The following is a 12,577-nucleotide window of genomic DNA, read 5'->3' as shown; positions in this document are numbered from 1 at the left end:
GCGATCACAGGCCCGAGGCCTGCCGGATCGCCCACTGCTTGACCGGACCCATGGCATCGAAGCCGCGCATGCCGGTGTTGCGCACCGCGGCGAACGCGGCATGGTCCTGCGCGAACAGGCGCTGCAGGCCGTCGGTGGTGGCTTCCATCGCCATCACGTCGGCCTTGCGCGACCGCTCGTAGCGGCGCAGCAGGCGGATGTCGCCGACGGGGCGCCAGTATTCCCGCTCGTGCAAGACCTGCGCCAGCATCCGGGCATCGGCCAGCCCCAGGTTCAGGCCCTGGCCGGCGAGCGGATGGATGCTGTGCGCCGCGTCGCCCGCCAGCGCCCAGCCCGGCCCGCACCAGCGGTCGGCCCGCGCGAGCTGCAGCGGCCAGGACTTGCGCTCGCTCGTGAGAGTGAGCCGGCCCAGAGCTTCATGGCTGGCCGCGGTGAGCTGCGATTCGAAGTCTTCGGCCGCGCAGCGCAGCAGCGAATCGCCCCTGTCCTGGCCGACCGACCAGACCAGCGCCAGCGAGTGGCCGCCTTCCGCCGGCGCTTCGCCGCCCATCGGCAGCAGGGCGAGCACTTCGCCGCCCTGGAACCACTGGTGCGCGACGTTGCCATGCGGTTTCTCGCAGCGCAGCCGTGCGGCGACGGCATGCTGCCCGTATGGCTGGATGTCGTACTGCACGCCGAACTCGGCACGAGTGACGCTGGAGCGGCCCTCGCAGACGACGGTGAGCCCCGCCTTGGCCGGCGCTTCGAGGACGCTCACGAGCGCCTGGTAACGCAAGGCCTCGTCCAGCCGCTGCTCCATCGCGGGAACGTCGACGATCCAGGCGAGGGCCGGCTCCGGGCCACAGCGGAACTCCACCCGGCCGCCTTCGTCGCCGTGCACTTCCATGCGGGTGACCGGGGTGGCGTGCGCACCGTCGGGCCAGGAGCGGACGGATTCGAGCAGCTGGCGCGAGGCGGCATTGAGCGCGTAGGCGCGCACGTCGCTGTGGCCGGGCGCGGCCGGGGCCTGCACCAGGCCGACGCGAAGCCGCTCGCGCGCGAGCAGCAAGGCCAGCGTGCGGCCGACGATTCCCGCGCCGCGGATACAGACGTCGAGGACAGGCGCCATCGGTCGATTGTAGGAGGCGGGGCACAATCGCTCCGATGAGTTCCGCTCCGGAGAAGCCCGTGTCCGCCCCCGACCTGTCCGGCCGCATCGCGCGCCTGTTCGTCTATCCCGTCAAGTCCTGCGCCGGCGTCGAAGTGGCCGAAGCCGTCGTCACGCCCGCCGGGCTGGACCTCGACCGTGCCTGGATGGTGGTCGACGCCGACGGCGAGTTCGTGAGCCAGCGCGAACTGCCGCGGATGGCCCTGGTGCGCCCGCAGCTCAAGCATCACGAGGTGGTGCTGCGCGCGCCCGGGATGCTGGCGCTGCACCTGGCCATCGACGCGGTCGAAGAGTCGGTGCGCGTGCGCGTGTGGGACGACGAAGTGGCCGCCTACGACATGGGCGCGGTCGCTGCCCAATGGTTCAGTGACTTCCTGGGACAGAAGCTTCGGCTGGTGCGCTTCGACCCCGACCAGCGCCGCCTTTCCGACATGAAGTGGACCGGCGGCGTCGAAGCGCTCAACCAGTTCAGCGATGCCTATCCCTTCCTGGTGGCGAGCACCGCGTCGCTGGACGGCCTGAACGAGCGGCTCGCGCGCGCCGGCCAGGCGCCCGTAGGCATCGAGCGCTTCCGGCCCAACATCGTGCTGGAAGGCGTCGAGGCGCACGACGAGGACCGGATCGAATTGCTGCGGATCGGCTCGGAACCGGCGGCCGTGCTCAAGCTCGTGAAGCCCTGTTCGCGCTGCCCGATCCCGAACGTCGATCCGCAGACCGGCGAGACCAGCCCCGCGGTGACCGATGCGCTGCAGGCGTACCGGCAGGATCCGCGAATGGGCGGCGCGGTCACCTTTGCCATGAATGCGATCCTGCTGGAAGGCGAGGACGCGGTGCTGCGCGTCGGCCAGCCGGTGACCGCCAGCTGGAAGTTCGACTGACCGCGGGATCAGCCGCTGGCGGGCAGCAGTTCGCTGTCGGACCCGGGGCCGCCCGAGGTGTCCGTCTGGATCGGGATCGGCTGCGTGTCCGGGGGATCGAGGAAGCGGATCGGCCGGCGCGTGCGTGGTGACATCGACCCGAGCAGCGCGCCCAGCGCCTCGGGCAGCTCGCCGGCCTCCACCGGGTTCTCGCACAGCAGCACCGCCGCGGCATGGAACTGCAGCGTGACCTCGGGCTTGAGGCCCTGCAGCGGCATCAGGCCGGCGGCGATCAGGCGCGCCGCGCGGTCCGTGATCACGGCGCGTGAGCGCACGCCTTCCATGATCAGCGCGAAGCGCGCCTCGCCGATGCGGCTGACCGTGTCCACGTCGCGCACCAGGCGGCGCAGCTTGATCACGCTGCGCAGCAGGCTCTGCTCGGCGACGGTCTGGCCGTGCTGCGCCTTGATGCGCGCGTGGTTCACCAGGTCGATGAAGACGATGGCCGCGTCTTCGCGATCGTGCTTGAAGCGCGAAACCACCTGCTGCAGCTGGTCCTGGAACAGGTGCTGGGCGATCAGGCCGGTGAGCGCATCCTGCGTGGCGAGCGCCTGCTCGCGAACGTGCGCGCCGTGCCGCTCGCGCGAACGGATCGAAAGCGCCACCAGCAGCAGCGGCACCTCCAGCACGATGGCCGCGACCACCGCGTACTGCGCGACGAAGGAAGCCGGCAGCCAGCCGAGCAGGCGCAGCATCGCGGCCGTCACCGCCGCCGCGAGCGGCACGTAGGCGAACAGCACCCAGAGGCCGACGACATCGCGCCGCCGCCAGGCCATCCAGGCCACGGCGACATTCAGGGCGGCGACCAGCGCCAGATAGACGGACAACGTGTCCAGCGCCAGCTTGCGCTCGAACAGCAGGTAGGCCGGCGCCAGCGGCACGGCCAGCCAGCCGCAGATACCGGTGGCGCGCCCCAGCATGCGGTTGCGCGCGGGCACCGCGGTGAGGTCGCGCACGAACAGGACGGCGGCTCCGGCCGACAGGAAGGCCAGGACGCCGGGCGCGGCGTCGGCCCATGCGCGGGCGGAAGGCCAGAGCAGGTGCCCCGCGACGCCGGTGTACGCCATCACGCAGAGGGTGCTCAGGCCGGCGTAGATCGCATAGCCGGCCCACGCGCGGTCGCGGTAGGCCCAGCCCTGCGCGACGCAGGCGACGATCAGCAGCACGAGCGCACCGAACGCGGAACCCAGCCCGAGGTATTCGAGCTGCTGCCGCTGGTTGTGGGCGACGTCGGTGGACAGGCGCACGGGCACGCTGGTGCGGATGGCGCTGCGCACCTGCGCATACACCTCGCGCGGCTGGCCCGCGGGGAGCTCGAGGCGGAACACCGGATAGCGGCCCGCCTCGGGCCAGCGGTCCACCGGCACCCGGTCGCCGGCCGTCTGCACGCGCCAGCGGCCGCTGTCGTCCATCTGCCAGACACTGACCTCGTCCAGCAGCGGGTTCGCGAACACGAGCAGCCATTGCCGCTGCTCTCCCTCGGCGCGCAGCAGGCGCAGTCGCATCCACACTGCGGCGCCGGGCCTCAGCGGGTGCACGGTGTCGGCCTGTTCAGGCTCGAAATGCACGCCGGGCTGCAGCACTTGCTCGATGCCGGCGCCGCCGGTTTCATCGAGCCAGACCTGGGCGAGCGGCCCCGCGGACAGGCTGCCCGCGTCATCGGTCAGCACGACCTCTCCGGCAGTGCGCCGCTGCTGCACCTCCGGAGCGGGCTGCTGCCCGCCGGCGGCGAAAGACAGCAGCAGCCCCGTGGCGGCGGCCAGCCGCAGCGCCCGGGCCGCCAGGCCCCTTGGCATACACTTTCCCGCTTGTCTGTCTGGAACTGCCATGAGCTTGAAGTGCGGCATCGTGGGCTTGCCCAACGTGGGCAAATCGACCCTGTTCAATGCCCTGACCAAGGCGGGGATCGCCGCCGAGAACTACCCCTTCTGCACCATCGAGCCGAACGTCGGCATCGTGGAGCTGCCTGACGCGCGTCTCGCGCAACTGGCGGACATCGCCAGGCCGGAACGGATCGTACCGGCCATCGTCGAGTTCGTCGACATCGCCGGACTGGTGGCGGGCGCGAGCAAGGGCGAGGGCCTGGGCAACCAGTTCCTGGCGCACATCCGCGAGACCGATGCGGTGGTGAACGTCGTGCGCTGCTTCGACGACCCGAACGTGATCCACGTGGCCGGCAAGGTGGACCCGGTCTCCGACATCGAGGTGATCCAGACCGAGCTGTGCCTGGCCGACCTGGGCACAGTCGAGAAGAGCCTCGCGCGCTACACCAAGGCCGCCAAGTCCGGCAACGACAAGGAAGCGGCCAAGCTGGTGGCGCTGCTCACGCGCCTGCAGGGCGTGCTCGACGAAGGCAAGCCGGTGCGCACGCTGCAGTTCAACGACGAGGAGCGCGCGCTGCTCAAGACGCTGTTCCTGATCACGGCCAAGCCGGCGATGTTCGTGGCCAACGTCGACGAGAACGGGTTCGAGAACAACCCCTACCTCGATCGACTGCAGCAGTACGCGTCGGCGCAGGATGCGCCCGTGGTCGCCATCTGCGCCAAGATCGAATCCGAGATGGCCGACATGAGCGACGAGGACAAGAAGATGTTCCTCGCCGAGATCGGCCAGGAGGAGCCGGGGCTCAATCGCCTGATCCGCGCTGCATTCCGGCTGCTGGGCTTGCAGACCTACTTCACCGCCGGCGAAAAGGAAGTGCGGGCCTGGACCGTGCGCATCGGCGCCACCGCGCCGCAGGCCGCCGGCGTGATCCACACCGACTTCGAGCGCGGCTTCATCCGCGCGCAGACGATCGCTTTCGACGACTACGTCCGCTACAAGGGCGAGCAGGGCGCCAAGGACGCGGGCAAGATGCGCAGCGAAGGCAAGGAATACGTCATCAAGGATGGGGACGTGATGAACTTCCTGTTCAACGTCTAGCGCGTGACTCCCGGGATGCCGCCCGGGAAGATGTGCAGCAGCGCGACCGTCATCACGACGTAGCGCAGGAACTTGCCCACGACCATCCAGGCCACGCAGGGCCAGAAGGCCAGGCGCAGCCAGCCCGCCACGGCGCACAGCGGATCGCCCACCACGGGCAGGAAGGACAGGAGGCAGGCCCTGGGCCCGAGCTTCTCCAGCCATTCGATGGCCTTGATGTGCGAGCGCGAGTGGCCCCATTTGTCGACGACCTGGTGGGCGCCGTAACCCATCCACCAGTCGACGATGCCGCCGAGCGTGTTGCCGGCGGTGGCCACGAACACGGCGGGCCAGAACAGTTCGGGGTTGAGCTTGAGCAGGCCGAACAGCGCGGGCTCGGAACCGATCGGCACCAGCGTGGCCGAGACGAACGCGACGACGAAAAGCGTGGAGAGTCCGAAGCGCGGAAGGGCCAGCAGCGCCAGCATGGACTCGAGCCACTCTTGCATGCGCGCGGATGTTACGGCAGTCAAGCCGAGTAACCCTGTAGGTGCATGCGCAGTCCCGCCGGTTGGCTGGGCGCAAGGCGCGAGGCCTACAATGCATGCCTCATTTTTCAGCAACCCCTGTCCCGCTTCCCCATGCAGATCGGCCCGCACGTCCTGGCGAACAATTTGTTCGCCGCGCCGATGGCGGGCGTCACCGACCGCCCTTTCCGGCAGCTGTGCCGCAAGCTCGGCGCGGGCTACGCCGTCAGCGAGATGGTCACCTCGCGCCGCGAGCTGTGGAACAGCCTGAAGACTTCGCGCCGCGCGAACCATGGCGGCGAGCCGGGTCCCGTCGCCGTGCAGATCGCGGGCACCGACGCGGCGATGATGGCCGAGGCCGCCGCCTACAACATCGACCGCGGCGCGCAGATCATCGACATCAACATGGGCTGCCCGGCGAAGAAGGTCTGCAACAAGTGGGCCGGCTCGGCGCTGATGCAGGACGAGCCGCTGGCGCTGTCGATCGCCGAAGCGGTGGTGCAGGTGGGACAGGCGCGCGGTGTGCCCGTCACGCTCAAGATGCGCACCGGGTGGGATGCGGAGCACCGCAATGCGGCGCGGCTGGCGCGCGGCTTTGAAGCCGCGGGCATCTGCATGCTCACGGTGCACGGCCGCACGCGCGAGCAGGGCTACAAGGGTCACGCCGAATACGAGACCGTCGCCGCGGTCAAGGACGCGGTGCGCATCCCGGTGGTCGCCAACGGTGACATCGATTCACCTGCCAGGGCGCGCGACGTCCTCGCGTTCACCGGGGCCGATGCCGTGATGATCGGCCGCGCCGCCCAGGGCCGCCCGTGGATCTTCCGGGAAGTCGCGCATTTCCTCGCGACCGGCGAGCTGCTCGCGCCGCCGCTGGTGGCCGAGGTCCAGCGCCTGCTGCTCGCGCACCTGGAAGACCACTACGGCCTCTACGGCGAGTACACCGGCGTTCGCAGCGCACGCAAGCACATCGCCTGGTACGTGCGGGGCCTGCCGGAAGCGCAGGCCTTCCGGGATCGCATGAACGCCATCGAGGACTGCGGCGAGCAGCTGAGCGCCGTGGCCGGCTTCTTCGACGAGCTGGCTGCACACGGCGACCGGCTGCCCGTGGCGCAGAGGGAAGAAGACCAGGAAGAAACGTCGCGTCAGGAAGCATGAGCAAGAAACACATCGAGGAGTGCGTGCGCACCAGCCTGGAGGGCTACTTCCGCGACCTGCGCGGCACGGAGCCGGGGGGCCTGTACGAGATGCTGGTCAAGGTGGTGGAAAAGCCGCTGCTGGAAGTCGTCATGGCCAAGGCCGACCAGAACCAGTCGCGCGCGGCCGAGTGGCTGGGCCTGAACCGCAACACGCTGCGCAAGAAGCTCGTCGAGCACAAACTGCTCAAGTAACTCCCATTCGAACGGGCCGCGCGCCCACGACACCATGAACGCACTCCTTTCCGTCTCGGACAAGACCGGGATCGTCGAACTCGCCCGCGGGCTGCATGCGCTGGGCGTGCGCCTGATCTCCACCGGCGGCACTGCAAAGCTGCTCGCGTCCGAAGGCCTGCCGGTCACCGAAGTGGCGGAGATCACTGGCTTTCCCGAGATGCTGGACGGCCGCGTCAAGACGTTGCATCCGAAGGTGCACGGCGGCCTGCTCGCGCGCCGCGACCTGCCCGAGCACGTGCAGGCGCTCAAGACCCACGGCATCGACACCATCGACCTGCTGGTGGTGAACCTCTATCCGTTCGAGAAGACCGTCGCCACGCCGGGCTGCACGCTGGAGGACGCGATCGAGAACATCGACATCGGCGGGCCGGCGATGGTGCGCAGCGCGGCCAAGAACTGGAAGGACGTGGCGGTGCTCACGGACGCGGCGCAGTACGAGCCGGTGCTGCAGGAACTGCGCAGCGCCGGCAAGCTGTCCGACCAGACGCGCTTCGCGTTATGCGTGGCCGCCTTCAACCGCATCAGCGACTACGACGGTGCGATCCGCGACTACCTCTCCAGCCTGAAGGAGGGTGGCACCCGCGCGCTGTTCGGCGCTCAGGCCAACGGCCGTTTCGTCAAGGTGCAGGACCTGCGGTATGGCGAGAACCCGCACCAGCAGGCCGCGTTCTACCGCGACCTGTATCCGGCGCCGGGTTCGCTGGTGATGGCGAAGCAGCTGCAGGGCAAGGAACTCTCGTACAACAACATCGCCGATGCGGACGCGGCCTGGGAATGCGTCAAGAGCTTCGACGCGCCGGCCTGCGTGATCGTCAAGCACGCCAACCCCTGCGGCGTGGCCCTGGGCAAGGATCCTCTGGAGGCTTACTCCAAGGCGTTCAAGACGGATCCGACCTCGGCCTTCGGCGGGATCATCGCGTTGAACCGGCCGCTGGACGGCGCCGCCGCGCAGGCGGTGGCCAGGCAGTTCGTCGAGGTGCTGATGGCGCCTGCGTTCGCGCCCGAGGCGCTGGAAGTATTCAAGGCCAAGGCCAATGTGCGCCTGCTGCAGATCGAGCTGCCGCCGGGCGGCAAGAGCGACTGGGAGAACGGCCGCAACATGATGGACGTCAAGCGGGTCGGCTCGGGCCTGTTGATGCAGACGGCCGACAACCGCGAGCTCACGCTGGCCGAGCTGAAGGTCGTCACGCAGAAGCAGCCGACGCCGGAGCAACTGCGCGACCTGCTGTTCGCCTGGAAAGTCGCCAAGTACGTCAAGTCCAACGCCATCGTGTTCTGCAAGGACGGCATGACGCTGGGCGTCGGCGCCGGCCAGATGAGCCGCATCGATTCGGCGCGCATCGCCGGCATCAAGGCCGGGAACGCCGGGCTGTCACTGGCCGGCAGCGTGGTGGCGAGCGACGCGTTCTTCCCGTTCCGCGACGGGCTGGACGTGGTGGTGGATGCCGGCGCCGCCTGCGTGGCGCAGCCGGGCGGCAGCATGCGGGACGACGAGGTGATCGCGGCGGCCAACGAGCGCGGCGTGGCGATGGTGTTCACCGGGGTGCGGCACTTCCGTCACTGACCGGATCAGAGCGCGGCGAACACTTCCTTCGCCGCCGCCACCGTCTCGGCGATGTCCTGCTCGCTGTGCGCGGCGCTCACGAAGCCCGCCTCGTACAGCGCCGGCGCGATGTAGACGCCCCGATCCAGCAGGCCGTGGAACAGCTTGTTGAACCGCGCCGACTCGGTCTTCATGACCTGCGAGTAGTTGCGCGGCAGCTCGGGCAGCAGGAAGAAGCCGAACATGCCGCCTTCGCAGTCCGCGCTGAACGGCACGCCGGCCGAGCGCGCCGCCCCGGCGAGGCCGTCCATCAGCGAACGCGTCTTCGCTGCAAGCGACTCGTAGAAGCCGGACCGGCTGACTTCGCGCAGCGTGGCCAGGCCGCAGGCGGTGGCCACTGGATTGCCCGAGAGCGTGCCGGCCTGGTAGACGGGGCCGAGCGGCGCGAGCTGCTCCATCGTGGCGCGGGGGCCTCCGAAGGCCGCCAGCGGCATGCCGCCGCCGATCACCTTGCCCAGCACCGTGAGGTCCGGCCGGAAGCCGGGAATCCTGGACGCGTAGTGCGCCTGCGCCCCGCCGAGGCCGACGCGGAACCCCGTCATCACCTCGTCGAACACCAGCATCGCGCCGTGTTCGGTGCACAGCTCGCGGCAGCGGCGCATGAACGCGGTGTCGGCCCGAACGAAGTTCATGTTGCCGGCGATCGGCTCGATCATCAGGCCGGCGATGTCTCGGCCGTGCTGCTCGAAGGCCTGCTCCAGCTGCTGCACGTTGTTGTATTCGAGCACCAGCGTGTGCTGCACGACTTCCGCCGGCACGCCTGCGCTGGTCGGGTGCCCGAAGGTCGCGAGGCCCGAACCCGCCTTGACCAGCAGCGCGTCCGCATGGCCGTGGTAGCAGCCCTCGAACTTGATGATCCTGTTGCGGCCGGTGGCGCCGCGCGCCAGGCGGATGGCGCTCATCGCCGCCTCCGTGCCCGAGCTGACCAGGCGCACCATCTCGAGGCCCGGCATGGCCTGCACGATGGCTTCGGCCAGCTCGATCTCGCGTTCGGTCGGCGCGCCGAAGGAGAAGCCCTCCGTCACCGCGCGCTGCACCGCCTCCACCACCGCCGGATGGCCGTGGCCCAGGATCATCGGCCCCCAAGAGCCTATGTAGTCGATGTGGCGCTTGCCGGTGGCATCCCAGAAGTAAGCCCCCTGCGCGCGCTGCACGAAGCGCGGCGTTCCGCCGACGGCGCGGAAGGCGCGCACCGGCGAGTTCACGCCGCCGGGGATCACGCGGCGAGCGCGCTCGAACAGTTCTTGATTGCGATCCATAAGGTCTGCTTCAAGCGACCACCGCGGAACCGGCTTTGCCGGGCCGCTGGTGGTGCCCCCTCGAGGGGGAGGCGGCCGCAGGCCGCTTCGGGGGTGGGCGTGGTTCAATGCTTGGTGTCATGGGCGGGCATGTCCAGGACCTGCAGGGCCTGGGCTTCTTCTTCCGTGAGTTCCTCGGTCTCGCCCTCGGGCTGGGCCCAGAAGAGGCGGTCGGGCACCACGTTGCCCATGCCGGGACGGAAGCCCGCATCGAGGCAGCGGTCCAGATAAGAAAGCGCCTCGGTGGTGGCCGACGCCAGGTCGCTGCCGCTGGCCACCAGCGCGGCGAGGGCGGCGGAAAGTGTGTCGCCTGCGCCGGAGAACACGGCCTCGAAGCGCTCGAACTTCTCGCTGCCCAGCACCGCCTGCGGGGTCGCCAGCACGTTGTCCAGGTACTGGTCGGGCAGGGGAATGCCGGTGACGAGCGTGTAAGCCACGCCCATGTCGGCGGCGGCCTTGGCGATGTCCCTCGCGCCGGGGCTCTTGTCGCTGCTCCAGTCGGGCAGCAGCCAGCGCCACAGCGTGCTGTGGTTGCCGACCAGCACTGTCGTCTGCGGGAGCATCAGCTCTCGGAAGGCGTCCAGGTACAGGTCGATCTGCGACTCGTCCCACCAGGAGAGGTTGGGCATGTAGGCGATGACGGGGACGTCCGCATAGTCGGTGGCGATCTCCGCCACCGCGCTGATCGCCTCGGGGCTGCCGAGGAAGCCGACCTTGAACACCTGCGCGGGCGTGTCCTCCAGGATGGCGCGCGCCTGCTCGGTGATGGCTTCCTCGTCGAAGCTGAAATGGTCCTGCACTTCCGCGGTGTCGCGTGCGTAGGCGCCGGTGACCACCGGCAGCGCGTGCGCGCCGACCGAGGCGATCGCGGTGATGTCGGCCGAGAGGCCGCCTGCGCCGCTCGGGTCGCTGGCGTTGAACACCATCACGCACGCGGGTCCGGCGTCGTCGTTTTCGTCGGCGCCGGCCGCGGTGTTGGTGGGGTCGGGGTTGGTCATGGGCCTGAGTCTTGCAGGCATCGGCACCGTGACGTTTCTCCGCAGGTGCCCTAGATACAATCGTTGCATTCTATTCGAAGGCCCTTTAAGCTGTGACTGAAGCGAAGACCTGGATGTGTCTGATCTGCGGGTGGATTTACGACGAAGCCGCCGGCGCCCCCGAACACGGCATCCCGCCCGGAACACCCTGGGAAAAGGTCCCCATGAACTGGACCTGCCCCGAGTGCGGCGCCCGCAAGGAAGACTTCGAGATGGTCCAGATTTGAGGAGGGTGCTTCGGAGACGGTCTCATATGACGACGCTGTCCCGCGGCAGAAGAATGAGGAGCAGCGTCAAGTGAGCACTGGATTCAAGGTGTTGGTGATCGATGACAGCAACACCATCCGGCGCAGTGCGGAGATCTTCCTGAAGCAGGGCGGCCACGAGGTCATGCTGGCCGAGGACGGGTTCGACGCGCTCGCCAAGGTCAACGACTACCAGCCCGACCTGATCTTCTGCGACATCCTGATGCCGCGCCTGGACGGCTACCAGACCTGCGCCATCATCAAGCGCAACGCGCGCTTCTCCGCCACGCCCGTGGTGATGCTGTCCTCCAAGGACGGCGTGTTCGACAAGGCCCGCGGCCGCATGGTCGGCTCGCAGGACTACCTCACCAAGCCCTTCACCAAGGACCAGCTGCTGCAGACGGTGCAGCAGTTCGGCGCGTCCGCGCAACAGGCGCAGTAGGCAATCCAGCGACAGTCGCTAAGCCAATTACAAAAGAGAGAGCGGAGTACCCGATGGCGATCAAGAAAGTGCTCGTGGTCGACGATTCCAAGACCGAGCTGATGTTCATGACCGACCTGCTGCAGAAGAACGGCTTCGCGGTCAAGACGGCGGAGAACGCGGACGACGCGTTCCGGCGCCTCGCGGAGGAGAAGCCCGACCTGATCCTGATGGACGTGGTCATGCCGGGGCAGAACGGCTTCCAGCTCACGCGCGCCATCACGCGCGACCCGCTGTACGCCGACGTGCCCATCATCATGTGCACGAGCAAGAACCAGGAGACCGACCGGGTCTGGGGCATGCGCCAGGGCGCGCGTGACTACATCACCAAGCCGGTCGACGCCACCGAGCTGATGGCCAAGATCAAGGCCCTGGGCTAGAAGGCCCGGCAGCGACGATGGCCAACCGCGAAGCCCTGCGCGAACTCCAGACCCGCCTGGCCAACCGGCTCCAGGCGGCGCGCGCCGAGGGCGTCCAGGCCTCGTGGCTGGCCGTCGAGGCGGCGGGCTCCCGCTACCTCTTCCCCCTCGCGCAATCGGGGGAGATCTTCCCGTACGCCAGCCCGCAGCCGGTGCCCTACACCCAGAAGTGGTTCCTGGGCGTGGCGAACCTGCGGGGCGGCCTCTACGGGGTGGCCGACCTGGGCGGCTTCGTGACCGGCCGCGCGCCCGTCGCCCGCAGCGATGCCGGCCGCGCCGAGTCGCGACTGGTGGCGCTGAACGCGGCGCTCGAGGTCAATTGCGCGCTCCTGATCGACCGCCTGGCAGGCCTGCGCAACCTCGATGCCTTCACCTCCTCGAGCGTGCCGCCCGAGGGCGCGCCGGCCTATTTCGGCAGCGGCTACACCGACGCCGGCGGCGCCTACTGGCAGGAAATCAACCTGCAGGCGCTCTCCCAGCAACCCCAGTTCCTGAGCATCAGCGCTTGAAGCACTCCCCGGAAGGCTCCGCACCATGTCCGTCGTCGACCAACTGAAGAACCTGTTCTC

Annotated in this window: 14 protein-coding genes; 9 read left to right on the top strand and 5 right to left on the bottom strand. The window is 69.0% G+C overall.

Annotated features, from left to right (window positions below):
* Nucleotides 1-4 precede the first annotated feature (4 nt).
* Nucleotides 5-1,108: an FAD-dependent monooxygenase gene (locus EZ313_RS07565; protein ID WP_135262571.1), complete on the bottom strand. Its 1,104-nt coding sequence runs from the start codon at nt 1,106-1,108 to the stop codon at nt 5-7.
* A gap of 35 nt (nt 1,109-1,143) precedes the next feature.
* On the opposite strand from EZ313_RS07565, the gene EZ313_RS07560 reads away from it, so the two are divergent.
* Nucleotides 1,144-2,025, top strand: a complete 882-nt coding sequence (locus EZ313_RS07560; protein ID WP_135262570.1) for an MOSC domain-containing protein — start codon at nt 1,144-1,146, stop codon at nt 2,023-2,025.
* An 8-nt stretch (nt 2,026-2,033) separates the two neighbouring features.
* Here EZ313_RS07560 and EZ313_RS07555 read toward each other — a convergent pair whose 3' ends face one another.
* Nucleotides 2,034-3,860 (bottom strand): sensor domain-containing diguanylate cyclase, encoded by a 1,827-nt coding sequence (locus EZ313_RS07555; protein WP_167772542.1) that lies wholly within the window; start codon nt 3,858-3,860, stop codon nt 2,034-2,036.
* Nucleotides 3,861-3,891: 31 nt separating this feature from the next.
* Between EZ313_RS07555 and ychF the strand changes: the two genes are divergently transcribed.
* Complete coding sequence (gene ychF / locus EZ313_RS07550) at nt 3,892-4,986, top strand: redox-regulated ATPase YchF (protein WP_135262568.1); 1,095 nt, start codon at nt 3,892-3,894, stop codon at nt 4,984-4,986.
* Here ychF and EZ313_RS07545 read toward each other — a convergent pair.
* Complete coding sequence (locus EZ313_RS07545; protein WP_135262567.1) at nt 4,983-5,474, bottom strand: YqaA family protein; 492 nt, start codon at nt 5,472-5,474, stop codon at nt 4,983-4,985. The two genes, ychF and EZ313_RS07545, sit on opposite strands and share 4 nt — an antisense overlap.
* A 132-nt stretch (nt 5,475-5,606) precedes the next feature.
* Here EZ313_RS07545 and dusB point away from each other — a divergent pair, with 132 nt between their 5' ends.
* The 3 genes from dusB to purH are packed head-to-tail and all read left to right on the top strand — an operon-like array spanning nt 5,607 to nt 8,489.
* Nucleotides 5,607-6,650, top strand: coding sequence for a tRNA dihydrouridine synthase DusB (gene dusB, locus EZ313_RS07540; RefSeq protein WP_135262566.1), 1,044 nt, complete (start codon nt 5,607-5,609; stop codon nt 6,648-6,650).
* On the top strand, nt 6,647-6,883 hold the full coding sequence (locus tag EZ313_RS07535; protein ID WP_135262565.1) for a Fis family transcriptional regulator: 237 nt from the start codon (nt 6,647-6,649) through the stop codon (nt 6,881-6,883). Before dusB ends, EZ313_RS07535 begins: the two co-directional genes overlap by 4 nt.
* Before the next feature lie 34 nt (nt 6,884-6,917).
* Nucleotides 6,918-8,489, top strand: coding sequence for a bifunctional phosphoribosylaminoimidazolecarboxamide formyltransferase/IMP cyclohydrolase (purH, locus tag EZ313_RS07530; RefSeq protein WP_135262564.1), 1,572 nt, complete (start codon nt 6,918-6,920; stop codon nt 8,487-8,489).
* A gap of 5 nt (nt 8,490-8,494) precedes the next feature.
* Here purH and hemL read toward each other — a convergent pair whose 3' ends face one another.
* On the bottom strand, nt 8,495-9,787 hold the full coding sequence (gene hemL / locus EZ313_RS07525; protein ID WP_135262563.1) for a glutamate-1-semialdehyde 2,1-aminomutase: 1,293 nt from the start codon (nt 9,785-9,787) through the stop codon (nt 8,495-8,497).
* A gap of 104 nt (nt 9,788-9,891) precedes the next feature.
* A complete protein-coding gene (gene thiD, locus EZ313_RS07520) occupies nt 9,892-10,824 on the bottom strand; it encodes a bifunctional hydroxymethylpyrimidine kinase/phosphomethylpyrimidine kinase (RefSeq protein ID WP_205960346.1) in 933 nt (310 codons plus the stop codon).
* A 113-nt stretch (nt 10,825-10,937) separates the two neighbouring features.
* Here thiD and EZ313_RS07515 point away from each other — a divergent pair, with 113 nt between their 5' ends.
* The 4 genes from EZ313_RS07515 to EZ313_RS07500 all read left to right on the top strand — a co-directional run bounded on the left by EZ313_RS07515 (nt 10,938) and on the right by EZ313_RS07500 (nt 12,517).
* Nucleotides 10,938-11,090, top strand: a complete 153-nt coding sequence (locus EZ313_RS07515) for a rubredoxin (protein WP_135263599.1) — start codon at nt 10,938-10,940, stop codon at nt 11,088-11,090.
* Between the two features lie 70 nt (nt 11,091-11,160).
* Nucleotides 11,161-11,550 carry a response regulator gene (locus tag EZ313_RS07510; RefSeq protein WP_135262561.1) on the top strand — a complete coding sequence of 130 codons (390 nt, stop codon included), beginning with the start codon at nt 11,161-11,163 and terminating at the stop codon, nt 11,548-11,550.
* A 53-nt stretch (nt 11,551-11,603) separates the two neighbouring features.
* Nucleotides 11,604-11,969: a response regulator transcription factor gene (locus EZ313_RS07505; RefSeq protein WP_135262560.1), complete on the top strand. Its 366-nt coding sequence runs from the start codon at nt 11,604-11,606 to the stop codon at nt 11,967-11,969.
* A gap of 17 nt (nt 11,970-11,986) precedes the next feature.
* Entirely contained in the window at nt 11,987-12,517 is a 531-nt protein-coding gene (locus EZ313_RS07500) for a chemotaxis protein CheW (protein WP_135262559.1), read from the top strand.
* Nucleotides 12,518-12,577: the final 60 nt, after the last annotated feature.

The organism is Ramlibacter henchirensis, from assembly GCF_004682015.1.
Taxonomy (GTDB): Bacteria; Pseudomonadota; Gammaproteobacteria; order Burkholderiales; family Burkholderiaceae_C; genus Ramlibacter; species Ramlibacter henchirensis.
Note: the sequence above shows the minus strand (reverse complement) of the source record. Positions and strands in the feature narration are given on the sequence as shown.